This is a genomic window from Roseateles sp. UC29_93, from assembly GCF_042695725.1.
Lineage (GTDB): Bacteria > Pseudomonadota > Gammaproteobacteria > Burkholderiales > Burkholderiaceae_C > Roseateles > Roseateles noduli_A.
This window is the reverse complement of the sequence record NZ_CP170545.1, coordinates 2,088,882-2,115,172: the sequence shown is the minus strand read 5'-3', so window position 1 is coordinate 2,115,172 and position 26,291 is coordinate 2,088,882. Positions and strand designations below refer to the sequence as shown.

At 69.5% G+C, this 26,291-nt stretch carries 22 protein-coding genes; 8 read left to right on the top strand and 14 right to left on the bottom strand.

Going from position 1 to position 26,291, the window contains the following annotated elements; genetic code table 11:
* Positions 1-70: 70 nt before the first annotated feature.
* The gene (locus ACFJIX_RS09855) at positions 71-1,210 is read right to left on the bottom strand and encodes a sensor histidine kinase (protein WP_377159542.1); all 1,140 of its coding nucleotides are present in this window, start codon (positions 1,208-1,210) and stop codon (positions 71-73) included.
* 229 nt (positions 1,211-1,439) lie between these two features.
* Here ACFJIX_RS09855 and ACFJIX_RS09850 point away from each other — a divergent pair, with 229 nt between their 5' ends.
* The 3 genes from ACFJIX_RS09850 (at position 1,440) to ACFJIX_RS09840 (ending at position 3,729) form a co-directional block, all read left to right on the top strand.
* Positions 1,440-1,805 carry a YciI family protein gene (locus ACFJIX_RS09850; RefSeq protein WP_377159540.1) on the top strand — a complete coding sequence of 122 codons (366 nt, stop codon included), beginning with the start codon at positions 1,440-1,442 and terminating at the stop codon, positions 1,803-1,805.
* Positions 1,806-1,995: 190 nt separating this feature from the next.
* Positions 1,996-2,406: a VOC family protein gene (locus ACFJIX_RS09845; RefSeq protein WP_377159538.1), complete on the top strand. Its 411-nt coding sequence runs from the start codon at positions 1,996-1,998 to the stop codon at positions 2,404-2,406.
* 30 nt (positions 2,407-2,436) lie between these two features.
* On the top strand, positions 2,437-3,729 hold the full coding sequence (locus tag ACFJIX_RS09840; RefSeq protein ID WP_377159536.1) for an RNA polymerase sigma factor: 1,293 nt from the start codon (positions 2,437-2,439) through the stop codon (positions 3,727-3,729).
* Positions 3,730-3,736: 7 nt separating this feature from the next.
* Here ACFJIX_RS09840 and ACFJIX_RS09835 read toward each other — a convergent pair whose 3' ends face one another.
* From ACFJIX_RS09835 to ACFJIX_RS09820, 4 genes are all read right to left on the bottom strand, one after another.
* A complete protein-coding gene (locus tag ACFJIX_RS09835) occupies positions 3,737-3,994 on the bottom strand; it encodes a hypothetical protein (RefSeq protein WP_377159534.1) in 258 nt (85 codons plus the stop codon).
* A gap of 89 nt (positions 3,995-4,083) precedes the next feature.
* Positions 4,084-5,034: a GGDEF domain-containing protein gene (locus tag ACFJIX_RS09830; RefSeq protein WP_377159532.1), complete on the bottom strand. Its 951-nt coding sequence runs from the start codon at positions 5,032-5,034 to the stop codon at positions 4,084-4,086.
* 308 nt (positions 5,035-5,342) lie between these two features.
* Positions 5,343-5,699: a hypothetical protein gene (locus tag ACFJIX_RS09825; RefSeq protein ID WP_377159530.1), complete on the bottom strand. Its 357-nt coding sequence runs from the start codon at positions 5,697-5,699 to the stop codon at positions 5,343-5,345.
* Between the two features lie 31 nt (positions 5,700-5,730).
* Entirely contained in the window at positions 5,731-6,777 is a 1,047-nt protein-coding gene (locus tag ACFJIX_RS09820; RefSeq protein ID WP_377159528.1) for a LysR family transcriptional regulator, read from the bottom strand.
* A gap of 108 nt (positions 6,778-6,885) precedes the next feature.
* Between ACFJIX_RS09820 and ACFJIX_RS09815 the strand changes: the two genes are divergently transcribed.
* Positions 6,886-7,656 (top strand): SDR family NAD(P)-dependent oxidoreductase, encoded by a 771-nt coding sequence (locus ACFJIX_RS09815; RefSeq protein WP_377159525.1) that lies wholly within the window; start codon positions 6,886-6,888, stop codon positions 7,654-7,656.
* 44 nt (positions 7,657-7,700) lie between these two features.
* On the opposite strand, the gene ACFJIX_RS09810 is transcribed toward ACFJIX_RS09815, so the two are convergent.
* From ACFJIX_RS09810 to ACFJIX_RS09785, 6 genes are all read right to left on the bottom strand, one after another.
* Positions 7,701-8,813: a histidine kinase gene (locus ACFJIX_RS09810; RefSeq protein WP_377159523.1), complete on the bottom strand. Its 1,113-nt coding sequence runs from the start codon at positions 8,811-8,813 to the stop codon at positions 7,701-7,703.
* 88 nt (positions 8,814-8,901) lie between these two features.
* On the bottom strand, positions 8,902-9,777 hold the full coding sequence (locus ACFJIX_RS09805; RefSeq protein WP_377159521.1) for a DUF707 domain-containing protein: 876 nt from the start codon (positions 9,775-9,777) through the stop codon (positions 8,902-8,904).
* A 156-nt stretch (positions 9,778-9,933) separates the two neighbouring features.
* A complete protein-coding gene (locus ACFJIX_RS09800; protein ID WP_297523854.1) occupies positions 9,934-10,656 on the bottom strand; it encodes an ABC transporter ATP-binding protein in 723 nt (240 codons plus the stop codon).
* A 16-nt stretch (positions 10,657-10,672) separates the two neighbouring features.
* Positions 10,673-12,619, bottom strand: coding sequence for an ATP-binding cassette domain-containing protein (locus ACFJIX_RS09795; protein ID WP_377159518.1), 1,947 nt, complete (start codon positions 12,617-12,619; stop codon positions 10,673-10,675).
* A gap of 5 nt (positions 12,620-12,624) precedes the next feature.
* Positions 12,625-13,500: a branched-chain amino acid ABC transporter permease gene (locus tag ACFJIX_RS09790; protein WP_377159516.1), complete on the bottom strand. Its 876-nt coding sequence runs from the start codon at positions 13,498-13,500 to the stop codon at positions 12,625-12,627.
* A gap of 89 nt (positions 13,501-13,589) precedes the next feature.
* A complete protein-coding gene (locus tag ACFJIX_RS09785; protein WP_377159514.1) occupies positions 13,590-14,822 on the bottom strand; it encodes an ABC transporter substrate-binding protein in 1,233 nt (410 codons plus the stop codon).
* A 374-nt stretch (positions 14,823-15,196) separates the two neighbouring features.
* On the opposite strand from ACFJIX_RS09785, the gene ACFJIX_RS09780 reads away from it, so the two are divergent.
* Entirely contained in the window at positions 15,197-15,406 is a 210-nt protein-coding gene (locus ACFJIX_RS09780) for a hypothetical protein (RefSeq protein ID WP_377159512.1), read from the top strand.
* 8 nt (positions 15,407-15,414) lie between these two features.
* Here ACFJIX_RS09780 and ACFJIX_RS09775 read toward each other — a convergent pair whose 3' ends face one another.
* The 3 genes from ACFJIX_RS09775 to ACFJIX_RS09765 all read right to left on the bottom strand — a co-directional run bounded on the left by ACFJIX_RS09775 (position 15,415) and on the right by ACFJIX_RS09765 (position 19,868).
* Complete coding sequence (locus ACFJIX_RS09775) at positions 15,415-16,653, bottom strand: MFS transporter (protein ID WP_377159510.1); 1,239 nt, start codon at positions 16,651-16,653, stop codon at positions 15,415-15,417.
* Between the two features lie 76 nt (positions 16,654-16,729).
* The gene (locus tag ACFJIX_RS09770; RefSeq protein ID WP_377159508.1) at positions 16,730-18,013 is read right to left on the bottom strand and encodes an FAD-dependent monooxygenase; all 1,284 of its coding nucleotides are present in this window, start codon (positions 18,011-18,013) and stop codon (positions 16,730-16,732) included.
* A 79-nt stretch (positions 18,014-18,092) separates the two neighbouring features.
* Complete coding sequence (locus ACFJIX_RS09765) at positions 18,093-19,868, bottom strand: alkaline phosphatase D family protein (RefSeq protein WP_377159505.1); 1,776 nt, start codon at positions 19,866-19,868, stop codon at positions 18,093-18,095.
* A gap of 235 nt (positions 19,869-20,103) precedes the next feature.
* Between ACFJIX_RS09765 and ACFJIX_RS09760 the strand changes: the two genes are divergently transcribed.
* From ACFJIX_RS09760 to ACFJIX_RS09750, 3 genes are all read left to right on the top strand, one after another.
* On the top strand, positions 20,104-21,084 hold the full coding sequence (locus ACFJIX_RS09760; protein WP_377159503.1) for a potassium channel beta subunit family protein: 981 nt from the start codon (positions 20,104-20,106) through the stop codon (positions 21,082-21,084).
* A 256-nt stretch (positions 21,085-21,340) separates the two neighbouring features.
* On the top strand, positions 21,341-24,691 hold the full coding sequence (locus ACFJIX_RS09755) for a two-component regulator propeller domain-containing protein (RefSeq protein ID WP_377159501.1): 3,351 nt from the start codon (positions 21,341-21,343) through the stop codon (positions 24,689-24,691).
* Between the two features lie 318 nt (positions 24,692-25,009).
* The gene (locus ACFJIX_RS09750) at positions 25,010-26,254 is read left to right on the top strand and encodes a cation:proton antiporter (protein WP_377159499.1); all 1,245 of its coding nucleotides are present in this window, start codon (positions 25,010-25,012) and stop codon (positions 26,252-26,254) included.
* Positions 26,255-26,291 lie beyond the last annotated feature (37 nt).

The following is a 26,291-nucleotide window of genomic DNA, read 5'->3' as shown; positions in this document are numbered from 1 at the left end:
CGGCATGGGAAGAAGAAGTGAGTCAGGCCGTCGGGCGTTCAGGCGTTCAGGCGTTCAAGCGTTCAAGCGTTCAGGTGTCCAGCGGCACGCGCAGCGTGACGCGGCAGCCGGGCTCGGCGGGAACGAGGGTCAGCGACGCGCGGTCGCCGTAGTGCGTCATCAGGCGCTCGCGCAGGTTGGCCAGCGCGATGCCGTTGCCGGTGCGGCGGGAGGCGCCGGGGCCGACGCCGTCGTCGCGCACCTCGATCACCAGGAAGCCGCCGCTCAGCGCGGCATCGACGCGCACGGTGCCGCCCTCGATCTTGGGCTCGAGCCCGTGATGGACCGCGTTCTCGACCAGCGGCTGCAGCAGCATCGGCGGCAACGGCACGACGCGGGCCTCGGGCGTGGCGTGGATCTCGAAACGCAGGCGGTCTTCCATCCGCGTCTGCAGCACCGTCAGGTAGGCGGTGGCGAGGGACAGCTCGTCGTCGAGCGGGCCGGTCTCGCGACGCAGGCCGCCGAGCGACGCCCGCAGGTAGGCCGTGAAGGCGCCCAGCATCTCCTTGGCCTTGGGCGCGTCGTAGTCGATCAGCGAGTGGACGTTGGCCAGCGTGTTGAACAGGAAGTGCGGTTCGATCTGGCCTTGCAGCAGCCGCAGCTGCGCTTCGGTGGCGCGGCGCTCGGCGGTGAGCTGCCGGTGCCTCGACGCGAACCAGTGGTGCAACGCGAAGGTGATGCACAGCGAGAGCGCGGAGGTGATGCCGATGATCTTCCCGCCCTGCGACCAGTCCATCCGCACCCAGTTCGCCAGGCCCGCCATCCACATGCCCGGTACCCAGCCGATCAGCACGCCCAGCAAGGGCACGGCGGAGAAGAACACCGTGCGCTTCCAGTCCGCCCAGGCGCGGATGCGGGCGCGGCCGCCGAAGAGCGGCACGAGGATCGTGAACAGCGTCTGGATCACCAGGCCGATGGTCACGCAGACAACGACGTTCTTCCAGTACCACCAGGCCCACATCGCGGGATCGGTCCAGCGGGCGGAGCGCGCGTTCAGGAGGAAGCCCAGCACCGTGAAGCCGACCGCCAGCGCGCAGGAGAACAGCAGCGTCCAGACCCACTGCAGCCATTCGGGGCCGCTGGGCTGGACGTCGTTGCTCAGCCAGGCATGCCAGGACGCGCGCAGTCGGCGGGCGTCACGCCAGAGGGGCCGGGAGGGGGCGGGAGTCATGCGGCGCAGTGTAGGGAGCCGCCGTGGCCGCCCGGCCCGGGGAAACGACGGATCGACAGCGCGCCGGGCGGATCGACGGCGGGCGGCGTGGACGGGCCCATCGCCGGCCCCTCATGCCCTGACCTTTGACAGTGCCGGGGGCACGTGGTGTCCAATAGCCCGCAGATCCGGGCGACTCCCGCCAAGTCCGCCTTCCCCGGCATTCCGCCCGCATTCCACGGAGACCCGCATGAGCTACATCCTGCTGATCAACGAACCTGTCGGCCAACGCGAGGCGCGCACGCCGGAGGAAGGCCGCGAGGCCTACGACCGCATGACCGCCTACGCCGGGCAGCTCCAGGCGAAGGGGCTGCTCCATGCGGCGCAATCGCTGCAGTCGGTCAACGGATCGACCCGCGTGGCCAAGCGCGACGGTCGCATGACGACGATCGACGGCCCGTTCGCCGAGGCCAAGGAAATGGTCGGCGGCTTCTTCTGGCTGAACGTGACGACCCGCGAGGAGGCGCTCGCGATCGCCCGCGAATGCCCGGCGGCGGAGTGGTGCACGGTGGAGGTCCGCTCGCTGGTCCCCTGCTACGCGGAGTCGAAGGCCTGAGGCCGCCTCCCGAGGACTCCCCGAAGTTTTTTTCCAGGATCGCGTCGCGTCCTGTCGAAACCGGCGGGGCTGCGTCGTCGTGCCAGTGTGGACGCTCCGGAAGCGGAGCGCCGCCATCAGGAGGGCACGATGCGACCACCGATCCACCCGCACGGGCCCGACGACTTCACACCCCTCGAGGAGTTCCTCCATGCGACACAAGCAAATCTTCGTGAACCTGCCCGTCAAGGACGTCGAGCGCAGCAAGCGCTTCTACGGCGCGATGGGCTACGAGTTCAATCCGCAGTTCTCCAACGAGCAGGCCTTGTCGATGATCATCTCGGACGACATCTACGCGATGCTGCTGGTGGAGGAGTTCTTCCAGACCTTCACGCCGCGCAGGATCTCGGACGCGCATGCGACGACCGAGGTGCTGACCTGCCTGTCCTGCGAGAGCAAGGCGCAGGTCGACGAGCTGATCGCCAAGGCCCTGGCCGCCGGCGGCACCGTGCCGCGCGAGCCGCAGGACATGGGCTTCATGTACTCGCAGGCGTATGCGGACCCGGACGGGCACATCTGGGAGCTGATGTACATGGACATCACGCAGTTCCCCGGCGCCTGAGGCTGAGCGCGCGCGCGTACCATCGCGCGCATGACCGACGAGACCCATCGCGCGATCACGACCGTCTGGCGGCAGGAGTCCGCCAAGATCATCGGTGCCCTGTCGCGGCTGACGCGCGACGTCCCGCTGGCGGAGGAGCTGGCGCAGGACGCGCTGGTCGCCGCGCTGGAGACCTGGCCCCGGCAGGGCCTGCCGGACAAGCCCGCCGCCTGGTTGATGACAACGGCCAAGCACCGCGCGCTGGACCGGCTGCGCCACGTGAAGCTGAGCGGCGACAAGCTGGAGCAGCTCGGCCATGAGCTCGACGCGCGCGAGGCGATGATCGTGCCGGACTTCGTCGAGAGCCTGGACGACGAGCGCGCGGCGCGCGAGATCGGCGACGACGTGCTGCGACTGATGTTCTGCGCCTGCCATCCGGTGCTGAGCCTGGAAGCGCGCGTCGCGTTGACGCTGAAGATGGTGGCCGGCCTGACGACAGGCGAGATCGCCCGCGCGTACCTGCAGTCGGAGCCGACGGTGGCGCAGCGGCTGGTCCGCGCGAAGCGCACGCTGGGCGACGCGCAGGTGCCGTTCGAGCTGCCGCGCGGCGAGGCGCTGACCGAGCGGCTGGCCGCCGTGCTGGAAGTGCTCTACCTGATCTTCAACGAGGGCTACGCGGCCACCAGCGGCGAGCGCTGGATCCGGCAGGACCTGTGCGACGAGGCGCTGCGGCTGGCGCGCATGCTGGTGAAGCTCGCACCGAGGGAGAGCGAGGTGCACGGCCTGCTCGCGCTGATGGAGCTGCAGTCCTCACGCGCCGCGGCGCGTGTCGATGCGCAGGGGCAGCCGGTGCTGCTGCTGGAGCAGGACCGGTCGACATGGGATGCGGCGGCTATCGAACGCGGCCTGACGGCGCTGGAAGCGGCCGACCGCCTGGCCGCCGAGCTGGACGATGGGCAAGGCCTGGGACCCTACGCGCTGCAGGCGGCGATCGCGGCCTGCCACGCGCGGGCACGTCGCGCCGAGGACACCGAATGGCCGCGCATCGCGGCGCTCTACGAGGCGCTCGCGGTGCGGCAGCCGTCGCCGGTGGTGGAGCTGAATCGCGCGGTGGCGCTGTCGATGGCCTTCGGGCCTGCGGTCGGTCTGGAGATCGTCGACCGCCTGATGGAAGAGCCCGCGCTGAAGCAGTACCACTGGCTGCCCAGCGTGCGCGCGGACCTGCTGTCCAAGCTCGGCCGCAATGCCGAGGCCAAAGAGGAATTCGAACGCGCCGCCGCGATGACCGGCAATGAGCGCGAGCGGGAGCTGCTGCTCAAACGGGCAAGGGAGCAGGGGCACTGAGGCCCCTTCAGAGAAAGAACTCTCGCAACTCCGTTCCTCGGAGCGAGTTCTCCTCGCGGCCTAGCCGTATGAGACAGGCGCTACTCCCACACCGGCAAAACATCGAGGGAGGCGGCCCCTCCTCTTCAGTCCAAGGTAGCGGCCGCGCCGCGGCCATAGCCAACAGCTTCCGCTGTAGCTCCTTCAGGCGTTCCCAGCGCGCGGGACCTTGCAGCTGCTTGATCGCTGCGATGTCGATGCCGATGTCGATGTCCTCGTCGTACATGCAAAGCCCTTTGTAGAAAGGCTCGCAGTCTAGGAACAGCGCTCTTTCAGCGAACTCGCAACTCTTTGCACTCTTGCAACGCGCAGTAGTCAATCCGGCGAATCGCCCTCGCCTTCGCTCTCATCGGTGAGCCACGTGCCCGCCATCGCGGCGCTCTTGCGCTCGCGCTTGGCGGCGTACATCGCGGCGTCGCTGCGCGCCATCAGCGTCTCCAGCGTGTCGCCTTCCTGGCGTTGCGCGGCGCCGATGCTGATGCTCACCTGCAGGCCCTCGGACACCGTCGACCAGTCGTGCTTGCGCACCGCCTCGTCGAGCCGGAGGCAGGCCTGTTGCGCGATCTCTTCGGTCGCGCCGCGCAGCAGCAGCACGAATTCGTCGCCGGCCAGGCGTGCGGCGACGTCGTGCTCCCGCACGTGCTGCCGCATCAGCCGCGCGATCTGGCTTAGCACCTGGTCGCCGACCAGGTGCGAGTGCCGGTCGTTGACCTGCTTGAAATGGTCGACGTCGATCAGCGCCAGGCTCACCACACCACCACCGGCGAGCTGCGCCCGCGCGTGATCCTCGAAGCTGCGGCGATTCGCCAGCTCCGTCAGCGGATCCTCCATCGACAGCTTCTCCAGCCGCAAGGCCTCGTCCGCAAGTTGCGCGCGGTCGCGCTCGCTGCGGCGTGCGTCGAGCTGCCATTGCACCGTCGCCTCGCGGCTCGCGAGGCTCGCGATCCGCACGCGGGCCTCGCGCTCGCGCAGCGCGCGCATCCGCTGCAGCGCGCGTTGCGGCTGCCCTTGCTGTTCCTCGATCTGGCTGGCGATCAGCTCGCCGAGCTGCGCCAGCGGCTCGTGCTGCACGGCGTCCGCCGCCGTCACCGTCTGCGCCGCCGCGCGCCGCGCCTGCGGCCACAGCCGTCGCGCCCACGCGAGCTCCGCCTGCACCCAGCCCGCCAAGGCGACGAGCCAGTGGCGCTCCTGCTCCGGCAGTTGCGCCAATGTCTGCTGCAGCTCCGGCTGCGCGTAGGCCGTGGCGCCCTTCCAGATCTGCGCCATCGTCTCGCATCAGCGTCCACCAGCAGTGCGTCTCGGCATCGCCTTCGGACAGCAGATGCCGCGCGTTGATCAGGTGGCCCTCGAGCGGCCCCAGCGGCGGCAACTGGCCGCGCTGCTCGCGCTCGCCGGCGTAGGCAAGGAGTGACCCCAGCGCGAGCCACAGGCAGGCAATCAGCGGACTGAGCCGGGGCTTGCACGCGTTGGCCGCGTCGGCGGCCTGTCGCAGCACTTCGGCCGCCTTGTCGAAATTGCGCGCCCACACGTGGCAGGCGCCGAGGTCCTGCAGCGCCACCACCAGCGCCGCGCCGTCACCGCGCGATTGCGCCAGGCGCAGGCCGAGCAGCGCCGCCTCGATCGCTTCCTCGTGATGCCCGGCCGTCGACGCGCTGTGCGCGAGCACCGACAGCGCGCCGGCCTCGCCGATCGCGTCGCCCTGCTGCCCGGAACAGACGTGCCGCCAGCTCGCTCCGCTCCCGTGCGTCACCGGGCCGGTGCAGCACGCGGTCGCAACGCGCCAGGTGCAGCAGCGCCTGCGCACGCTGCGCGTCGTCCCCCTCCTCCAGCGCCAGCAGCAGCCACTCCTCGCCGGGCGCCTGCGCGGCAACGGCGTCACCGGCCTGCAACGCGGCGCGGGCTTGCTGGGAAGGGGCGGTGTGCGGGTCCAAGAGGGGATCGGAACGCAAGGTGATCAGCGGTTCAGGCCGTCGGGGCCGGAGACGCAGAGGATAGCGGCAACAGGCGCGGGACCATCAGGTCGGCCAGCCATTGCATGAAGGCCTGGACGCGCCGGGGCAACTGCCGGCGGTGCGCATAGATCAGGTGGACCGGCATCGGCGCGGGCCGGAACTGCGGAAGCACCTCGACCAGCCGGCCATCCAGCACCTCCGTTTCGAAGCCATGGCGCGGCACCTGCGTGATGCCGAGACCCGCGAGACAGGCCGCCGTGTACGAGCCGGAATCGCTCACCGTGAGCGCCCCTGCCATGGGCTCGAAGCGCGTCGCGCCGGACGCGTCGCACCACTCGAAGCCCGGGCAGCGTTGGCCGAGCGTCGTGGCGTACTGGACGAGCCGATGGTGCGCGAGATCCTCCAACGACTGCGGAACGCCGAAGGCGGCGAGGTACCCGGCGCTGGCCAGGTCGGCCATCTCCATCCCGCCAAGCGGTCGCGCGACGAGGCTCGAGTCGCTCAGCGGTCCCACCCGCAGCACGCAGTCGAAGCCCTCGCGCACGAGGTCCACGCGCCGGTCCGTGCTGCTGAGCTCCAGCTCCAACCCGGGATGCGCCGCGAGGAACTCCGGCAGGCGCGGCACGACGATGTCATGCGCCACCCGCATCGGCATGTCGACCCGCAGCCGGCCGCGCAGCCCGCTGGCCGCCGGCTGGAACATCGTCTGCATGTCGTCGAGATCGGCCAGCAGGTCTTTGCAGCGCTCGTAGCAGGCCTGGCCGTCCTGCGTCAGCTGCACGCGCCGCGTCGTGCGGTGGAACAGCCGCGTGCCCAGGCTGGCTTCCAGCCGCTGGACCGCCGTCGAGGCGCTCGCCTTCGGCAGGCCGAGGCTCTGCGCCGCCTGCGTGAAGCTGGCCAGCTCCGCCACGCGGACGAAGACCTGGAGCGTGTCCAGGGACGGCGGCGGCGAGGCCAGCGCTGCGCCTGCCGTGGCGCCCGGCGCCGTGGGAGGAGCGGGCGCAGTCGCTGCAGGCGCCGCGGAGATCGGTGAGGAAAGGACGTTGGCGTCGCTCATTTGTTCACCTTGGACGAACGGTCAAATCAGACTGAGGTGATTTATACGCCGATTCGTCGATCAATAAAGTTCCTGCATCCGATCAACCCGTCCGAACAGGAGCTCACCATGACCACTTCCTCCAACACCAAGATCGCGCTGATCACCGGCGGCAGCCGCGGCCTGGGCCGCAATGCGGCCGTCCATCTGGCCCGCCGCGGCATCGACAGCATCGTGACCTACCGCAGCCAGCAGGGCGAAGCGCAGGCCGTGGTCGACGAGATCCGCGCGCTCGGCGGACGCGCGGCGGCGCTGCAGCTGGACGTCGGCGACAGCGGCGCCTTCCCGGCCTTCGCCGAGGCGCTGAAGCAGACCCTGAAGCAGCACTGGCAGCGCGATCGTTTCGACCACCTGGTCAACAACGCCGGCATGGGCGTCCACACGCCGATGGCGGACACGACCGAAGACCAGTTCGACGAACTGATGCGCGTGCACCTGAAGGGCCCGTTCTTCCTGACGCAGGCGCTGCTGCCGCTGATCAACGACGGCGGCAGCGTGCTGAACGTGTCCAGCGGCCTGGCGCGATTCACGATTCCCGGCTACGGCGCGTACGCGACGATGAAGGGCGGCGTCGAGGTGATGACCCGCTACATGGCCAAGGAGTTCGGTGCCCGCGGCATCCGCGTGAACACGCTGGCGCCCGGCGCGATCGAGACCGACTTCGGCGGCGGCGCGGTGCGCGACAACAAGGAGGTGAACGGCTTCATCGCCTCGGTCACGGCGCTCGGCCGCGCCGGCCTGCCGGACGACATCGGCCCGGTCGTGGCCTCGCTGCTGTCGGACGACAACGGCTGGATCACCGCGCAGCGCGTGGAGGCGTCGGGCGGCATGTTTGTCTGATGGCGTGAGCGAAGGCGGCGGCGATGCTGCCCCTTCGCCTCGGATCATCCGGCTCGTGCATAAGTTGCCTGAGGCTCCTGCGCGCGCTGGACCACTTCGCCCAGGCAGTCGGGATAACGCCGCTGCAGGTGCTTCAGTCCCGCCTGCCGGCTGGCTTGGTAGTCCAGACTCTCCTGCAGGAACTGCAGTCGCGCGCGGTTCTCGTCGATGACTTGCGCCCAGGTCACGACGCGTACCGCATGATTGAACGCAAAGGGCAGTGCGATCTGGTTCCGACGTTCAGTCGCATCGAGTACCCCCTCCTCGATGTCCCGTGCCACCAGCCAGAACGACCACCTCGCATCGACGGAACGGAAGCGCTCGTCTCGCGCCACACGCGACGCATAGTCGCAGATCTGGCTGATCTCATCCTGGCCGACCTTGACGCGCGGCGCCTTCAGCTCCACGACGAGATGTTCCAGCGTCGACGGCTGGTGGCGCCGCGTGGCTCGGGAGAACATCAGATCGATGATGGCGCGCTTCTGCCCCGGTGCGCCGACCGGCTCATCGATCAGCACGTCGTGGCCCAACATCGCGCGGTGCTTGCGCAGCACCTCCGTGAGCGACCGGTTGTCCACGGACAGCGCGAAGCGTTCCCCGAAGAGCCACGGATTGCGCGCGACGATCCGGTGCAGTTCGCCGCGCTCCTTCACGTGCGGTTGCAGATCCTGCTCGAACACGATCGCTTCCAGGCCGTCGAGCAGCAGCAAGCGTTCGGTGACCACGTGCGCTTCGCGAATCACCGACGACAACGAGACATCCTTGAGCAGCTCCGCCATCCTCCGACGATCGTCGGCGGGAAGGTCCAGCACTTCGGTCAACAACGTCTGAAGTTCCTCAGGCCCGCACTCGACGGCTTGCCTCAGCAGCCTGAACTGGAAGGCAATCGCCTCCGGCGCCAGCGTACGAAATACCGGATGGAAGCGGGACAGGTGCCATGCCGCCTGATCGAACAGTTGGCGCTCCAGCACCTCGACCGCCGTCTCCGGCTCGCGCGGGAACGGATAGAGGCCTTGCGCCTGCCACGCTTCGACGGGCGGGCGGTCCGGCTCGCGATGGGATTCTGTCGTCATGCATGCACCTCGACTGCTGGAAGCCCGGTTGGGCGATGCAGTCACTCTATGCAGTCGAGGCGCCGACGACACCTGCGCATTCGCGGTCGACGTGCGCGCGATTCCTACTGCTTCAAGTAGGGCGCTGCCGGATTCACACCGTCCCCGTCTTCTCCCCGCCTTCCGTCGTCACGATGCCGCGCTCGAGCAACTGCCGGCGCCGGCGCGCCCAGCGCCGCTTCGCGTTCAGCCCGCGCAGCGCCAGCGCAAGGCGCTGTCCCAGCGGCGGTCGCACCTCGCGCACGCCGCCGAAGAACTGGTACTTCGCGAAGAAGCGCGACGCCTCCCGACCGTAGGTCGCCAGCACACGGCGTTCGTCCTCCTTCGGATCCGTGTCCGGATGGTTCTTGTAGAGATCGCCGCCCCGCACCGGTCGTGTGTGCCACACCGGCGTCGCGTCCAGCACCGCGATGCGGCGTCTGTCCGCGTTGTCGATCAGGCCCGGCCAGACGAAGTCCAGCCCCCAGCCGATCCGGCTGCGATGGAAGGAGGGCTGGCAGCGCAGCAGCGAGTCGCGCGAGAAGATCGGCGCCATCACCTCGATGAAGCCCATGTGGCGCAGCAGGAAGCCGTCCTGCCGCAGCAGCGTGTCGAAGGTGAAGTACGAGTCGCGCGTCAGCGCCGGCTGCGCCAGCGCCAGCCCGTGCGCATGGAAGAGATCGAACATGCGGGAGATCGTCGCCGTGTCCACCGCCAGGTCGTCGTCGGGGAGCCAGACCGCGTCGTAGTGTTCGGCCAGCTGCGGCTGCTGGTCCAGCAGCTCGCCCAGGCACGGCCACTTCGGTCCGCGGCGGCGCTCGTACAGGTCGCAGGTGTCGGCATGCAGGCCGTCGATCGCGCCGTAGTACGACACCAGCAGATCGAAGTTGCGCCGCGGTGCGGCCACCCACTGCGGATGCAGCGAGCAATCACCCGCACGCACGATCACGAGATTGCGGCGCGGGCGGTCAGGCAGGGAGAGGGTCGGCATCGGTCGCTCCAACAAGGGCGGGGACCGTCGCGGCGACGGCCGCGCGGTGCCCCCCATTGAAGCGGTGCGACGTATCGCCGGTTTGGCCGGCTCGCCGAGCCGCCGACACGTTCGGGACCGTTCGTGTCGACGCTGATACGAACGGTGGTCCGCCCGTCAGTGCCCGCCGCCCAGATACGCCGCCTTCACTGCCGGATCGGTGCGCAGCTTCTCCGCGGGCCCGTGCAGCGAGATGCGACCGTTCTCCAGCACGTAGCCGTAGTCCGCCACCGCCAGCGCCGCCGCGGCGAACTGCTCCACCAGCAGCATCGTCACGCCTTCCGACTTCAGCCGCGCGATGATGCGGAACACCTCGTCCACCAGGATGGGCGCCAAGCCCATCGACGGCTCGTCCAGCAGCACGACCTCCGGATTCAGCATCGTCGCCCGCGCCATCGCGAGCATCTGCTGCTCGCCGCCGGACAGCGTGCCCGCGAGCTGCTGGCGCCGCTCCTTCAGGCGCGGGAAGAGCTCCATCGCCTTCTCGAGGTCGGCCTCCACGTCGCCCTTGGGCCGCGCGCCGGTGTAGCGCGGGAACGCGCCCAGCCGCAGGTTGTCGGTGACGCTCATCGTCGCGAAGACGCGGCGCCCTTCCGGCGAATGCGCCAGCCCCAGCCGGGCGATGTGATACGACTCCAGCCCGTCGATGCGCTTGCCGTTCAGCGTGATCTGGCCGGCGCTCGGCGCGATCATTCCCGACACCGCGCGCATCGTCGTCGTCTTGCCGGCCCCGTTCGAGCCGATCAGCGTCACCACCTTGCCCTTGGGCACCTCCACCGAGATGCCGTGCAGCACCTCGACCTTGCCGTAGCCGGCATGCAGTTGATCGATCTTCAGCATGTCAGTTCCGTTCCGCTCAAGCCGCCTGGCCGCCGAGGTAAGCCTCGATCACCTTCGGATCGGCCTGCACCTGCGCCGGCTTGCCCTCGGCGATCTTCTGGCCGAAGTCCAACACCGAGACCACGTCGCAGATGCCCATCACCACGTCCATGTGGTGCTCGATCAGGATCACCGTGATGCCGTGGTCGCGGATCTTGCCGATGATGCGCATCAGCTCCTTGATGTCCGGCGCGGTCAGCCCCGCCGCCGGCTCGTCCAGCAGCAGCAGGCGCGGGTCCAGCGCCAGCGCCCGCGCGATCTCCAGCAGCCGCTGCTTGCCGTAGGGCAGGTTGCGCGCTTCCTCGAGTGCCAGGTCGGCCAGGCCGACGAAGTCCAGCAGGCTCAGCGCCCGCGCGCGGGCCTTCGCGTCCTCGGCGTTGTAGCGCGGCGAATGCAGCGCCACCTGCACCAGGTTGCTGCCGAAGCTGTGATGCAGCGCCACCATCACGTTGTGCAGCGCGCTCATCTCGCCGAAGAGCTGCACGTTCTGGAAGGTCCGCGCGATGCCCGACAGCGCGATGTCCGCCGAGGTCCGCCCCACCAGCGAGCGGTCGACGAACTTCAGCTCGCCCGCCGTCGGCACGTAGATGCCGGTCAGCACGTTCATCATCGTGCTCTTGCCCGACCCGTTCGGCCCGATCAGGCCATGGATCGTGCCGCGCCGCACCTGCAGGTCGACGTTGTTCAGCGCCTTCAGGCCGCCGAACTGCATCAGCACGCCGCGCGCGTCGATCAGGACCTCGTCGCCCGCGCCGGCGCCCGTGGCCTGGGAGATCGCATCGGACGGCTTCTCCGCCACCGGACCGCCCTCGCCCACCGGCTTGGCCTTGAGGTGCAGCGCGTTGCGCACGAAGCCGACGATGCCGTCCTGCAGGTAGTACACGACGAACAGCGTGATCAGCCCGAAGATCGACAGCCGCCAGTCGGTCATCGTCTGCAGCACGAAGGACAGCGCCGCCAGCGCGATGCTGCCCACCACCGGGATCGCCGCCTGCACGCCGCTGACCTTGCCGCGGCGCCAGGCCACCGCCGTCACCGCCGCCACGACGATCGCGAAGATCACCGACACGTAGCGGAACAGCTCCAGGTCGTCGAGCAGCTTGGGCAGCACCACGATGATCGCCGCGCCCAGCAGCGCGCCGGTGCGGGTCTTGCGGCCGCCCATGATGATGGCCAGCAGGAAGAAGACCGTCAGCTCGAAGTTGTAGGTGTTGGGCGAGATGTACTGCTCGGAATAGGCGTACAGCGCGCCCGCCAGGCCGGCGAGACCGGCGCTGATCACGAACGCGTAGACCTTGTAGCGGTAGACCGAGACGCCCATGCAGTCCGACGCCACCGGGCTGCCGCGCAGCGCCTCGAACGCGCGCCCAAGGTGCGAGCGCAGCACGCGATGCACGAACACCAGCGACGCGATCAGCATCACCACGACGAGCCAGTAGTACTCGTCCTCCGTCATCGTGTGGTCCATCAGCTTGGGCTTGGTGAGCGTGATGCCCATCGGCCCGTTCGTCAGGAAGTCCATCTCGTTGATGAGGATCTGGATGATGGTGCCGAAGGCCAGCGTCACCATCGCCAGGTAGGGACCGGTCACGCGCAGCGCGGGCAGCGCCAGCAGCGCGCCGAAGCCCGCCGTCACCGCGATCGCCGCCGGCAGCGTCAGGTAGATCGGCAGCCCGAACTTCATGACCAGCACGCCGGCCGTGTAGGCGCCGACGCCGAACAGCCCCGCGTGGCCCAGCGACACCTGCCCGGTGTAGCCCACGACGATGTCGAGCCCGAACAGCACGATCGCGTAGATCAGGATCGTCTCGACCAGGTGGATGTAGTACGGGTTGCCGGACACCAGCGGGAACGCGAGCAGCGCGACAAGCGCGATCGCGCCCGCGATGAACTTCTTCGGATTGATCTTGGCAGTGGCACTCATGAGGCTCAGACCTTCTTGATCGCGGTCTTGCCGAACAGGCCGGCCGGCTTGAACGCCAGCACGATCAGCAGCAGCACGAGGCCCGGCACGTCCTTGTAGCCGGTGGAGAGGTAGAAGCCCGTCGTCGTCTCGGCGATGCCCAGGATGATCCCGCCGACGATGATGCCCATGCCCGAGGTCAGTCCGCCGATGATGGCCACGGCGAAGGCCTTCAGGCCGAGCACCGCGCCCATCGTGGCGCCGGTCAGCGTCAGCGGCGCGATCAGCACGCCGGCGAAGGCCGCCGTCAGCGACGACAGCGCGTAGGAGAAGGTGATCACCAGCCCCGTGTTGATGCCCATCAGCTTGGCGGCGTCGCGGTCGTTGAAGGTCGCGACGACGGCGCGGCCGTAGATCGAGCGCCGGTTGAAGAGCTCGACGGCCAGCATCAGCGCCAGCGCGCCGCCCACGACCAGGATCTCCATCGGCAGCACGTTGGCGCCGAGGAACTTGATCGGCGCCTCCGGCAGCGGCGAGGGAAACTTCAGGTCGTCGCGGCCCCAGACGTTCTCGGCCACGTTCTTGAAGATGATGCCCAGCGCGATGGTGGACATGATCCAGCCGAACTCCGACTTGATCTTGATGGCGGGCCGCACGCCGATGCGCTCGACGAAGGCGCCCTGCAGCGCACCGAACAGGCACACGATCGGGATCATGAGCCAGTAGTTGACGCCGTGGCCGACGAGCGTCAGCCCGACCAGCGCGCCGAGCATCAGCGCGTCGCCCTGGCCGAAGTTGAGGGTGTCGGAAGTCGAGAAGGTCAGCTGGTAGCCGAAGGCGATGACCGCGTAGATCATGCCGAGCGCGATGCCGCTGAACACCAGTTGGGTCAGGATCTGCATACGGAGTCCGGAACTGCTGGGAAGTCGGAGGCGCCGCCGCGAGGACGGCGCCCGGAAAAACGGCCGCGCGAGGCGGCCGTTCCAGTGGGTCACTTCTTCTGGGTCAGCGCGCCCTTGGCGTTCACGTCCTTGACCTTGATCTCGGAGGCGGCCTTGAAGTCGGCCTCGTAGGCGTAGACGACGCGCTGGCCCTTCACTTCGCCGAACACCGGGATGTTGGCGGTGATGGCCTCGTGGTCGGTCTTCGTGAACGGCTTGTTGTAGGTCGTCACGACGCCTTCCACCGGCGCCTTCAGGTCTTCCAGCGCGGCCTTGACCTTGGGACCGTCGGTGCCGCCGGCCTGCTTGATCGCGGCGGCCAGCAGGTAGATCGAGTCATAGCCCTGCGCGGCCGACACCGGCGAGTCGATGCGGCTGTTCTTCGGGTTGAACGTCTTCAGGTAGTTGACGATGAAGGCCTGGCGCTTGGGCGTCGTCGGTTCCTGGATGAAGGTCTGCGGCATGCGCGCGCCTTCGCCGCCGGGGCCGGCGTTGTCGATGTAGTTGGCCATCGACAGCGTCCAGCTGCCGACCATCGGCACCTTCCAGCCGAGCTTGGTCATGCCGTTGGCGATCTGCGCCAGCTCGGGGCCGATGCCGTAGGTCAGGATGGCCTCGGCGCCGGCTTCCTTGGCCTTGAGCAGCTGGGCCGTCATGTCGACGTCCTTGATGTTGAACTTCTCGACGGCGACCGGCTTGATGCCCTTGAGCTCCAGCGCCTTCTCCAGGTCGGCGCGGCCGAGCTGGCCGTAGTTGGTCGAGTCGGCCAGGATGGCGACCTTCTTGAAGCCGCGGCGGGTGACAGCTTCTTCCACGATCATCGGCGCCTGGATGCTGTCGTGGGCGGCGTTGCGGAAGACGTAGTTGTCCGGCGCGTCCTTGAACTGCTGCGTGATCACGGAGCCGGTGGCCACGTTGTTCATCACCGGGATCTTGGCGTCCTGGTAGAAGCGCTGCGCGGCCAGGGCCACGCCGGTGTTGATGAAGCCGACGGTGGCGGCGACCTTCTCGCGGTTGATCAGCTCCTGGGCGATCTGGACGCCGCGTTCGTTCTTGGCTTCGTCATCGCGTTCGATGAGCTGGATCTGGCGACCCAAGACCCCGCCGTTCTTGTTGATTTCCTGGGCTGCCAATCGCACACCGTCGCGCATGCTGACGCCCATCGACGACGAGCCGCCGGTGAAGGGACCCGAGACGCCGATCTTGATCGGGTCGGCCGCGAGGGCGGCGAAGCTGGCGGCGGCCAGTGCGGTAGCGGTGATCCAACGCGCGCTGAACTTCATGTTTGTCTCCGAATGGTCTTGGTCCATGAGGGGTCGGAATGCCAACCCTGGAGCGCGGCGAAACAGCAGCCGGACGCCCGGCGTCAGCCTTCTCGGCGCATGGTGCATCAAGCGTGTCCAAATGCACGCAGGCGACTACGTAATCGAAAACCCCGATCGGGGTGTTCAGCGTCGTGTCAGGTAGCTGGACGTGTCGACAGCAAACACCAGGCAGGTGCACGCGGCTCGCGTGCACGACCGACATCGCATGGGGCCTGGCCACTCGCTCGGAGGTGTCATGCAGCCCCATGGCACGGTCGCTACTCACGCCGTCCGGTACGCGGGACTCGATCCGCGGACCGTTCTTGACTCCATTGAAGGAAGTGAGCGACGACATGAATGACATCCAAGAACTGGACCTGGGCCTGATGGATCTGGTCAGCGGCGGCCTCCTCGGCCAGGTCTGCGTCATCGGTTTCCTCCGGGGCTGGGGCGGCGGGAAACTGCTGGACCTGGCCTGGGACGCGATCCGGGACCACAACGAGTCCGGCGCGGCGGCTGAATTCCAGACCGGCGCCGGCTCGGGCGCGGGCACCTTCGGCTGATCCACGCGTCAGACGGCAGCTTGCTTCGCCCGGCGACGCAAGCTGCTGGCGGCGAGCGCGGCGACGGCCAGCACCGCCAGCGCGTACCCCACCAGCGCGCCCCATCCGCTGTGGTCCCAGAACCATCCGCCCATCGCGCCGAGCGTGCTGGAGCCGATGTAGTACGCCAGCAGGTACAACGACGCCGCATGCCCCTTGCTGCGTCCGCCGAGCGCGCCGACCCAGGCGCTGCTCACCGAGTGCGCGACGAAGAAACCGATCGTCAGCAGCACGATGCCCACGATCACCGCCGGCAGCCAGGTCGTCAGCGTCAGCAGCACGCCGGTCGTCGCCAGCGCGATGCCCGACAGCAGCGCCGGGGCGCGCCCGAAGCGGTCGGACAGGCCGCCCGCCGTCGCCGACGCGGCAATGCCGAACAGGTAGGCGCAGAAGATCAATCCGATCGCGCTCTGGCTGAGCGAGAACGGTGCGCGGATCAGCCGGAAGCCGGCGTAGTTGTAGACCGCGACGAACATGCCCATCATCAGGAAGCCCATCGCGAACAGCAGCGGCAGCATCGGATGCGTCAGGTGGCCGCGCCACGCGGCCACGTGCTCCGACAGCTTCACGCCGGTGCGTCGCACGAAGTGCTTCGACGGCGGCAGCAGGAACCAGAACCCGATCGCCGCCGCCAGCCCGAGCACGCTGACGACGAAAAGCGCCGGCCGCCAGCCGAAGGCGTCGCTCAGCACGCTCACGCCGACCCGGCCCATCATGCCGCCGAAGGCCGTCCCGCCGACGTACTGGCCCATCGCGCGGCCCAGGCCCTTGGGGTGGATCTCTTCGGCCAGGTAGGCCATCGCCACCGCCGGCACGCCGCCGAGCACCAGGCCCTCGATCGCCCGCGCGACCAGCATCGCGTGCCAGCTCGGCACCACCGAGGCGATCAGGTTCAGCACCGCGGCCATCGCCATCGACGCGAACATCAGCCGCTTGCGGTCCATGCTCTCGGACAGCGCGCCGGCGCACAGGATCGCGAAGGCCAGCGCACCCGTGGCCAGCGACAGCGACAAGGCGCTCGCCGCCGCGCCGACGTGGAACTCCGCGGCGAACAGCGGCAGCAGCGGCTGCACGCTGTAGAGCAGCGAGAAGGTCGTGAAGCCCGCCAGGAAGAGCGCGAACGCGATGCGGCGGTAGGCGGTGGTGCCGGGTTCGGCGTAGTCGTGGAGGGAGGCGGCGGCACTCGCCGCGCCCGGGGGACTGCTCATGGGAAGGGGCGCGGTCGGCGGCGGCTCGATGGAAGGATCGTCGGGATGGCTCGGCGGAACGGCTCGATGCGCAGGCTCAGCGGCGGCCGAACATCATCTGCCCGGCCAGCGCGCGCTTGAGCGGCGGCAGGGCCTGCAGCGCGGCGAGGCCCAGGCCGCGCGCCGCCGGCAGGCCCGGCCAGCGCCAGGCAAAGGTCCGGGCCAGGAAGTCGGTCGTGAGGATCGTCGCCCAGCGGTCCGGCGCGCGCTGCCATTCGACGCGCCGCAGCGCCGTGTCGATGCGCGGATCGCGCCGCAGCGCCTCGACCAGCGCGAAGGCGTCGCGCAGGCCCAGGTTCAGGCCCTGTCCGGCCACCGGGTGCAGCGTCTGCGCCGCATTGCCGATGCGGATGCGGCGGCCCTCGACCAGGGTGCGTTCGGCGTTCAGGCCCAGCGGGAAACACTTCAGCGGACCGATGCCCTGCAGACGGCCCACGCGGTCCGGCAGCTGCTGCTGGATCACCGTCAGCCGCTGCGCGTCGGTCAGGCCGGCAACCTCGTCCTCGTCCTGCGGCTGGCACCAGATCAGCGCGGCGCGACGTTGGCCCTCGCGGTCCGGCAGCGGCAGCAGCGCCAGCGGGCCGCGTCGCGTGAATCGCTCGTAGGCGACGCCCGCCGGACTGTCCGGCGACAGCGTCACCGTGCCCACCCAGGCGTTCTGCCGGTAGTCGTGCGCCAGCGCCTTGCGGGCCTGGTCGGAGAACACGCCGCCCTCGGCGACCACCGCCAGGTCGAAGCGCTCGGCGATGCCGGCGTCGATCTCGACCTCGTCGGGGCGGTCCTGCTTGATGCCGTCCACCGCCTGGCCGAAACGGCTGATCAGGCGCTTGGGCTCCAGCGCGCTCGCCTGCTGCCAGGCGGCCTGCAGCGGTGCCACCAGTTGCCCATAGGCCAGCACCGCGCCGAGCTGCGGCACCGACTGTTCGGCGGCGGAGATGTGCACCTCCGGCTCGCCCGACGGTCCGAACCAGGGACTGGAGAGCGTCGGCGGCGCCTGGCTCACGTGGACCTCGCGGATCGCCTGTGCCTGCGCCGCGGGCCACACGCGCAGGCGCTGCAGCAGCTGCACGCTGCCCAGCGACAGCGCGATGGTGCGCGGATCGCCGGAGACGTCGCGCTCCAGCGGCCGGGCGTCGAAGAGGCTGACCTGCGCCTGCGGCAGGTAACGCGCGGCGAGCAACGCCAGCGCCAGGCCCGCCGGGCCCGCGCCGATCACCGCAAGGCGCAGCGGCGGCGCGTTGCCGTCGAAGGAGGCATCGAAGGCATCGGCGGCCGCGGAGGCGGCGCCGTCCTGAGCGGCGGAGTCTGAAGGCTGGGGCATGGCATCGACCCGTGAAACTGCTCCGGTCGCGTCAGGCGACCGGTTGCGGATCACTATATCGCCGCCCTCCCCGCACACCTCAGACCGCGACCAGCTTGCGCCCACTCGCGCCGGGCAGCGTGCGCAGCGATTGGGCCACCGTCGCCGTGTAGTCGCGGCTCAGGATCGTGCTGACGAAGATCCAGTCGCAGCGGCACTCGGTCGCCGTCGCGGTCACGGTCATGTAGCCGCGGCGCGAGGTGTCCGCGTAGACCAGCGGCCCGATCAGCTGCGTGAGCGCACCGGCGAGCTGCTGCGGGTTCTCCTTGGACAGGTATTCCTCGAAGCCCGGCGAGGTGACCGACGAGGTCGCGAACTCGACGCCGATCTGGCGGTTCGCGCCGTCGAGCAGATCGTTCGCCCATGCGTTGTGCGTGTCGCCCGCCAGCACGACGAGGTTCTTGTCCAGTTGGCGCACGGTGCCGAGCAAGGTTTCGCGCGCCACCGGATAGCCGTCCCACGCGTCGAGGTTGTAGGGAATGCTCGGCGCGGCGAGGACCGCCTGCTCCTGCGACGTCAGGCCGGCCGGATTGCTCTGCGCCTTGGCGACGATCGCCGCGTACTGCGACACCGACACGCCGGTGCCCGGCGCGTTGGCCTCGAACAGGATCGGCGCGGGGATGTTCATCCGCCCCATCAGCACCTGCTGGCCGAGCACCTGCCAGGTCGCCGTCGAGGCCTGCATCTGCGCCTGCAGCCACTGGCTCTGCGTCGCGCCCATCAGCGTGCGGTCGGTGCGGGCCATGTCGGTCTGGAACTTTGCGCTGTCCAGGCCGGACGCGGTGATGTAGTCGGCGTAGTCGAGCTGTTTGTCGCGCGCGAGCACCCGGGTGTCCAGCATGTGCAGCGACATCAGCGCGCCGAAGTTGAAGCTGCGGTACGTGGTCAGCGGATCGCTGCCGTCGCGCACCGGCAGCCATTCGTGCCAGGCCTGCACGGCGGCGGCGCGGCGCGCGGCGAAGTCGCCCTCGGTGGCCGGCTGGTGGTTCTCGGCGCCGTTCTTCCAGGCATCGTTCGCGACCTCGTGGTCGTCCCAGACGGCGATCATCGGCAGCGCGGCATGCAGCTTCTGCAGATCGGCGTCGGCGCGGTACTGCGCGTAGCGGCGGCGGTAGTCGGCCAGCGCGACGATCTCCTTCTGCGGCTCGACCACGCGGCCCAGGGCCTGAGCGCTGCCGCTCCCGTATCCGCCGGGGCCGTACTCGTAGATGTAGTCGCCCAGGTGGACGGCGACGTCGTAGCTGTCGGTCTCGGCGCGCTTGGCCGCCTCGGCGTAGACGTTGAAGTAGCCGGTCGGGTAGTTCGAGCACGAGAACACCGCCAGCCGCACCTGCGCCACGTTGGCGGTCGGCAAGGTCTTCGCGCGACCGACGGTCGAGGTCGCCGCGTAGGCCTTGAAGCGATACCAGTAGCGCACGCCGGCCTGCAGGCCGGTGGCGTCGACCTTCACGCAGAAATCGTTCGAGGCGCGCGCGGTCGCGTCGCCCTTGGCCACGATGGACGCGAAGGCGGCATCGCTCGCGACTTCCCAGCTCACCGGCACGTCACGGACGTCGGCGCTGTCCTGCGCCAGCACGCGGGTCCAGAGGATCACGCGGTCGCTCAGCGGATCGCCGCTGGCCACGCCGTGGCTGAAGACCACCGCGACCTGCGGCGCATCGCCGTCGTCGCCGCCGCAGCCGGCCAGCGGCAGGCCGGCCAATGCGCCGGCCGCCAGCGCGCCACGCACCAGATGGCGCCGGGTGTGATCGATGGTCTCGGAGGACGAGGCAGGCTCGTCGTTCTTGAGCAGGTTCAGCAGGGGCTTCTTGGTCATGGTCGGGCGAGCGGAGGCTGGCGTGATGAGGATGAAGCACGTGCAGTCGCATGTGCGCGGCGCAGTGTTCGTGTTCACGGTGACATGACGACGACAACCCGACGGCAAGGCGACGGCAGGGCCACAGCGGGGCGATGACAGGGACGTCCCCACGGGAACGGGGCATTCGACATGCCCTCTGACAGCCGCGCCGGGCTCCGCTAACCTTGCGCGCCTCTAAGAGGAGAAAAGACGCATGCAATACCGTCGACTCGGCCGCAGCGGCCTGCAGGTATCCGAACTGTCCCTGGGCTCCTGGGTGACGTATCACAACCAGGTCGATACCGGCTCAGCCGTCGAGCTGATGGCCGCGGCCCGCGACGCTGGCATCAACTTCTTCGACAACGCCGAGGCCTACGCGCTCGGCAAGAGCGAGGAGATCATGGGCCAGGTCTTCAGGCAGCTGGGCTGGGGCCGCCACACCTACGTCGTCTCGACCAAGTTCTACTGGGGCATCGACAAGTCGGGCACCACGATCAACTACAAGGACACGCTGAACCGCAAGTACCTGATGCAGGCCATCGACGGCTCGCTCAAGCGCTTCGGGCTGGACGAGATCGACCTCGTCTACTGCCACCGTCCCGACCCGCACACGCCGATCGAGGAGACCGTGCGCGCGATGAGCGACATGATCACGCAGGGCAAGGCGCTGTACTGGGGCACCAGCGAGTGGAGCGCCGACGAGATCCGCGCCGCCTGGGAGATCGCCGAGCGCCATCACCTGCACAAGCCGGTGATGGAGCAGCCGCAGTACCACCTGTTCCACCGCCAGCGCGTGGAGAAGGAGTACGCCCGCCTCTACGAGGACATCGGCCTGGGCCTGACGACGTGGAGCCCGCTGGCCTCCGGCCTGCTGACCGGCAAGTACCGCAACGGCATCCCCGAGGGCAGCCGCGGCGCGCTGGAGAGCATGTCCTGGCTGCGCGAGCAGTTGCAGGAACCGCAGCGCAACGCCGCGGTGGCCGAGCTGGGCAAGATCGCCCACGAACTGGGCTGCACGCTGGCGCAACTGGCCATCGCCTGGATCAATCGCAACCCGCGCGTGTCGACGGTGATCCTCGGCGCGAGCAAGCTCTCGCAGCTGCAGGACAACCTGGGCGCGCTGAGCGTCACGCCGAAGCTGACGCCCGAGATCCTGGCGCGCATCGACGCGATCACCCTGCCCCTCGCCAAGTAGTCGCAGAGCAGGCCTCTGCCCCGCGGGCAGCGAGTGCCCGTGGGGCCGGAATGATGCGGGGGGTTCGCGGAGGCGATGCCCCCCCGCGTCGTGGAGTGCCCGCGCCTGGCCTCACGCAGGCTGTCGCCGCCTGCACCATCCTTCGCCCCGGCCTCGGGGTTTGTCCGCAGACCGCCCGCCAAGCCCCTCATTGACGGGGCGGGGTTGTCGCGCCGGTGCCGCAATCCTGCAGGGCGGCCAGCTAGCATCCCGCGCGATGTTGCGACGACGTGCCCTTCCCCTGCTGCCGAGTCTGTGCGCCGCCGTCGTGCTGGTCCTGGCTTCGGCCATGGCGCTCACGCCGGGCGGTGCCGCCGCATTCCCGGACGAGGCGCGCGCGGACCGTCCCGCGCCGCCGGAGGTGTCGCTGCTCGCCGAGCCGCGTTTCGAGACCGTCGGCATCGACGCCCCGGTGCCGCTGAACATCATCTCGGCGATCGCGCAGGACCGCACCGGCTTCCTGTGGATCGGCACCGGCGCCGGCCTGGTGCGCTTCGACGGCTACAACTTCCGCCAGCCCGGTGCTCCGATCGAGAACGGCGTGCGCTCGGCGCGCAGCCTGGGTTTCATCCGCGCCTTGCTGGTCGCGCGCGACGGCCGCCTGTGGATCGGCACCGAGGCCGACGGCCTGGCCGCCTACGACCCGCAGAGCGAGAAGCTGTCGCTGTTCCGTTCCGACGCCGATCCGCAGTTGCCGCGCAGCGCGGTCTCCGCCGGCACGATCCGCGCGCTGGCCGAGGATCGCGACGGCCAGCTCTGGATCGGCACGATCGGTCACGGGCTCGACCGCTACGACCCGGTCGAGGGCCGCTTCCAGCATTTCCGCCAGGCCGACCGCGCGCAAGGCGGCCTGCCCGACGACCGCGTCCAGTCGCTGGTCGTCGATGGCGAGGGCTCGTTGTGGGTCGGCACCTGGAAGGGCCTGGCGCGCAAGCGCGCCGGCTCCGATCGCTTCGAGCCGGTGTTCTCGACGCCGGGCAAGCCGGGCCTCGCCAACAAGATCGTGCTGAGCCTGTTCCTCGCGCCCGACGGCCGGGTCTGGGCCGGCACGCAGCAGGGCGACCTCGCCCTCGTCGATCCGAAGACCGGCGAGGGCACGCTGCTCGAGCGCGCCGAGGAGGCGGTGAACGGCTCGGTCAACACCTTCGTCGCGCTGGACGATCGCCACCTCTGGCTGGGCCGCAACGGCGGGCTGGAGCTGCGCGCCGTCGCCAGCGGCGAGCTGCTGCGGACCATGAAGCACGATCCGCTCAACCGCGGCAGCCTCGGCGGCAACGAGGTCCGCGCGCTGATGCGCGACCGCGCCGGCTGGATCTGGACCGGCGGGTACGGGGGAGGCCTCCAGCGTCACAACCCGTCGAACACCAGCACCTGGGTGCGCGGCCGCGATCCGGGCAGGCAGGCGCAGCTGATCGACCCGAGCACGCGCGCGATGGTGCAGCTCGACAGCGGCGAGATCTGGCTCGGCAGCAACGAGAGCGGCGTGACCGTGCTCGACGAGCAACTGCGCTCGATCGCGACGCTGCGCCCCGCGCCGGGTCAGCGCGGCGGCTTGTCGGGCGGACGCATCTCCAGCCTCGTCCAGATGAAGGACGGGACGATCTGGCTCGGCAGCGACGGCGGCCTCCACCAGTACACGCGTGACCGGCAGCTGCTGCGCGTCATCCAGGCCGGCACGGGCCGCGCGCGACGGCTGCTTGCCGGGCGCGACGGCACGCTGTGGATCGGCACGCAGGACGGGCTCTTCCGCTTGCCACCGGGTTCGTCGGCGCAGGCCGCTCAAAGCGCTCAAGGCGCACACGGCGCTCAGGCCGGACTGACGACACCGATCCGGCTCCGGCAGGAAGGCGGCCAGCCGCTGACCGGCGACGTGAACGCGTTGTCCGAGACCGAGGACGGCGGCCTGTGGGTCGGCACCGAGAAGGGCCTGTACCGGATCGCTCCGGGCGGCAAGGAACTGGTCGTCGCGCGCGCCCGGCCGGGCCGCGACCTGAGCCACCACTCCATCGTCGGCCTGCTGGTCGATTCGAAGCAGCGCCTGTGGGTGGACACCGCGGCGGGGCTGCACCTGCTCACGCGCTGGGACGGCCGCGATGCCGAGTTCGACCGCATCAGCGAGAAGCACGGCGTGCTCGGCCGCGCCTTCGGCGCCAACCTGCTCGAAGACGGCGAGGGCCGCATCTGGTCGCAGAACTTCGTCTACGACCCGGCCAAGGACAACTACTACGAGCTGACCAACGCCGACGGCGTCGACATCGGCACCGGCTGGTTCCGCGCCTACATGAAGACGCGCGACGGACGTCTGCTGTTCGGCGGCAGCAAGGGCGTGCTGGTGGTGACGCCCGAACGCTTCGAGGCCTGGGCCTATCAGCCCGCGCTGGTCACGACCGAGCTGCGCGTGGACGGCCAGCGCCTGGCCGCCGGCAAGCTGCCGGAGAACGGCCTGACCATCGGCGCCGACAACCGCAGCTTCAGCGTCGAGTTCGCCGCGCTCGACTTCAGCGAGCCCGAACGCAACCGCTACGCCTACCAGCTGGAGGGCTTCGATCCGGAGTGGATCAGCACCGGCGCCGACCTGCGCGTCGCGGTTTATACGAACCTCGATCCGGGCAAGTACCGCCTGCGTGTGCGGGGCACCAACCGCAACGGCGTGTGGAGCCCGCTGGAACTCGACATCCCCGTGCGCGTGCTGCCGGACTGGTGGCAGACCTGGTGGGCGCGCACGCTCGGCGGCGCGACCCTGATCGCGCTGGTCTACCTGCTGGTGGCGCTGCGGACCTCGTACCTGCGGCGTTCGCAGATGGCGCTGGAGATCAAGGTGAGGGCACGGACGGCGGAGCTCGAACGGCTCTCGCTCGATCTGCAGGCGAAGACGGTGGCGCTGGAGGAATCCAGCCTGTCCGACCCGCTCACCGGCCTGCGCAACCGCCGCTTCCTGACGCAGCACATCGACGCGGACGTGGCGCTCGCGGTGCGCCGTCATGAGCAGGCGCACGGCGACGGCGTGACGCCGCCGGACGACGGCGACCTGATCTTCTTCCTGCTCGACCTCGACCACTTCAAGGCGCTGAACGATCGCCTCGGCCACGCGGCCGGCGACGCGGTGCTGCAGCAGATGCGCGAGCGGCTCACCGCGGTGTTCCGCGAGGCGGACTATCTGGTTCGCTGGGGCGGCGAGGAGTTCCTCATCGTCGCGCGCGACACGTCGCGGGCGCATGCGGCCGAACTCGCCGAAAGAGCGCGCCTGCAGGTCAGCGGCGCGCCGTTCGATCTCGGCGAAGGCCGGACCGTGGACGTGACCTGCTCGGTGGGTTTCGCGGCCTTCCCGCTCGCGCCGGCGTTCCCGCGCGCGCTGGACTGGGCCGCGACGATCGCGCTCGCCGACGAGGCCCTGTACGCGGTCAAGCGCCGCGGGCGCAACGGGTGGAAGGGCGTCATCGGCGTCCCGCCGCGGGACGATGTCCCCGACCTCGAGGGCGCATTGCGCCAGCACTCGCGCGAATCGATGGCAGACTGGCTGACGAGCGGCGACCTGACGGTCGTGCGCTCTTCGCCGCCGGCCCTTTGATTCCCGATCCCCGATCCGCACCCTCGCGGGGGATCGACGCCGGCAAGTCCTGACCCCTGCGGCACGGCCCGTCCGGATCACCTCCCGGTCCGCCGATTGCCCCACGTGCGACGAGACCGGCGCGGAGACGGCAATTGACGCTCCCACCCGATGGCCGATGACCGGCAATCGGTAAAGCCGACAAGTAAAGGCTGCCAGCGCCTGTCCTGGATCGCCGCCATGGCGACCGGATTGGCCCGATGATCGGGGGCTGTCCCCCGGCCCTCCGGACATCCGGAGCTGGCCGCCGTCCACGAATCGAGGAGAACCTTCGTTTTGATGAACGACTTTGCGAACTTCCTGCAGTTCAGCAGCTGGCCGCCTCGGCCCGACTGGCTGTTCTGGGCCTCGCTGACCATGGTGGCCGCCGGCGTGCTCGGCGAATTCGTGAACCGCCGCCTGGGCCTGCCCCGTGTCGTCGGCTACAGCGTCGTCGGCATGGTGCTGGCGGCGCTCGGCCACGGCATCTTCGCCAACGGCGCGCTGGACGCGCGGCTGCGGCTCGTCGTCGATCTGGCGCTGGCGCTGCTGCTGTTCGAGATGGGCTCGCGCGTGAACCTGCGCTGGCTGCGCAACAACAAGGCACTGCTGGGCGCCAGCGCGGCGGAGGCGCTCGCGTCCTTCGTCGTCGTCGGCTTCGGGCTGACGCTGCTGGGCGTGAGTCCGCTGGTGTCATTCAGCTGCGCGGTCCTGACGATGGCGTCCAGTGCCGCAGTGGTCGGCAGAGTCGGCGCGGAGTTGCGCGCCGCCGGTCAGGTGAGCGAGCGCATGCTCGCGTTGACCTCGCTGAACACGATCTACGGCGTGCTCGCGCACAAGCTGCTGCTGGGCTGGCTCGCACTGGACCAGAAGGGCGACTGGCTGGAAGCCGTCGCGCAGCCGCTGTATGCCTTCGTCGGTTCGATCATCGTCGCCGCGCTGCTGGCGCGGCTCACCGCCAACCTGATGCGCCGGCTGGATCTGCGCAACGAGAACTCGGTGCTGATGCTGCTCGGCCTGGTGCTGGTGGCGCTGAGCGTGGCGCGGGTGCTGAACCTGTCGACGCTGCTTGTGCCGCTGCTGGCCGGCATGATCCTGCGCAACACGACCGAACGGCCGTGGGTCTGGCCGCGCCACTTCGGCACGGCGGGCGGGGTGCTGGTGCTGATGCTGTTCGTCGCGGTGGGTTCCGCTTGGACGTTGCAGGCGCTGGCGATGGGCGCGGTGCTGGCGCTGGCGCTGCTGCTGCTTCGCCTGGTGGCCAAGGCGCTGGCCCTGACCAGCATGGCGCGCCTCAGCGGCATCGACGCCCGCCAGGGCATCGCGCTGGCGGTGTGCCTGAGTCCGGTGTCGGGCACGATGCTGGTCCTGTTCAGCGAGGTGCAGTTGCACCATCCACAGATTGCGACCCTGCTCGCACCCGTCATCCTGTCGACGATCGCCCTGATGGAGCTGGTCGGTCCGATCGCCGTGCAGTGGGGATTGCGCCTCGCCGGCGAGCATCACCCTGAAACGCCTGTAGTCAAGGAGGCTGCGAAGCGATGAGCACAGCCGCACGGCCGCCCGAAGGCGGTGCTGCGTC

Bases quoted from the DNA above. Each gene is read 5' to 3' on its own strand.
- ACFJIX_RS09855 (WP_377159542.1), bottom strand. From the start codon at position 1,210: ATGACTCCCGCCCCCTCCCGGCCCCTCTGGCGTGACGCCCGCCGACTG.
- ACFJIX_RS09850 (WP_377159540.1), top strand. From the start codon at position 1,440: ATGAGCTACATCCTGCTGATCAACGAACCTGTCGGCCAACGCGAGGCG.
- ACFJIX_RS09845 (WP_377159538.1), top strand. From the start codon at position 1,996: ATGCGACACAAGCAAATCTTCGTGAACCTGCCCGTCAAGGACGTCGAG.
- ACFJIX_RS09840 (WP_377159536.1), top strand. From the start codon at position 2,437: ATGACCGACGAGACCCATCGCGCGATCACGACCGTCTGGCGGCAGGAG.
- ACFJIX_RS09835 (WP_377159534.1), bottom strand. From the start codon at position 3,994: ATGTACGACGAGGACATCGACATCGGCATCGACATCGCAGCGATCAAG.
- ACFJIX_RS09830 (WP_377159532.1), bottom strand. From the start codon at position 5,034: ATGGCGCAGATCTGGAAGGGCGCCACGGCCTACGCGCAGCCGGAGCTG.
- ACFJIX_RS09820 (WP_377159528.1), bottom strand. From the start codon at position 6,777: ATGAGCGACGCCAACGTCCTTTCCTCACCGATCTCCGCGGCGCCTGCA.
- ACFJIX_RS09815 (WP_377159525.1), top strand. From the start codon at position 6,886: ATGACCACTTCCTCCAACACCAAGATCGCGCTGATCACCGGCGGCAGC.
- ACFJIX_RS09805 (WP_377159521.1), bottom strand. From the start codon at position 9,777: ATGCCGACCCTCTCCCTGCCTGACCGCCCGCGCCGCAATCTCGTGATC.
- ACFJIX_RS09800 (WP_297523854.1), bottom strand. From the start codon at position 10,656: ATGCTGAAGATCGATCAACTGCATGCCGGCTACGGCAAGGTCGAGGTG.
- ACFJIX_RS09795 (WP_377159518.1), bottom strand. From the start codon at position 12,619: ATGAGTGCCACTGCCAAGATCAATCCGAAGAAGTTCATCGCGGGCGCG.
- ACFJIX_RS09790 (WP_377159516.1), bottom strand. From the start codon at position 13,500: ATGCAGATCCTGACCCAACTGGTGTTCAGCGGCATCGCGCTCGGCATG.
- ACFJIX_RS09785 (WP_377159514.1), bottom strand. From the start codon at position 14,822: ATGAAGTTCAGCGCGCGTTGGATCACCGCTACCGCACTGGCCGCCGCC.
- ACFJIX_RS09780 (WP_377159512.1), top strand. From the start codon at position 15,197: ATGAATGACATCCAAGAACTGGACCTGGGCCTGATGGATCTGGTCAGC.
- ACFJIX_RS09775 (WP_377159510.1), bottom strand. From the start codon at position 16,653: ATGAGCAGTCCCCCGGGCGCGGCGAGTGCCGCCGCCTCCCTCCACGAC.
- ACFJIX_RS09770 (WP_377159508.1), bottom strand. From the start codon at position 18,013: ATGCCCCAGCCTTCAGACTCCGCCGCTCAGGACGGCGCCGCCTCCGCG.
- ACFJIX_RS09765 (WP_377159505.1), bottom strand. From the start codon at position 19,868: ATGACCAAGAAGCCCCTGCTGAACCTGCTCAAGAACGACGAGCCTGCC.
- ACFJIX_RS09760 (WP_377159503.1), top strand. From the start codon at position 20,104: ATGCAATACCGTCGACTCGGCCGCAGCGGCCTGCAGGTATCCGAACTG.
- ACFJIX_RS09755 (WP_377159501.1), top strand. From the start codon at position 21,341: ATGTTGCGACGACGTGCCCTTCCCCTGCTGCCGAGTCTGTGCGCCGCC.
- ACFJIX_RS09750 (WP_377159499.1), top strand. From the start codon at position 25,010: ATGAACGACTTTGCGAACTTCCTGCAGTTCAGCAGCTGGCCGCCTCGG.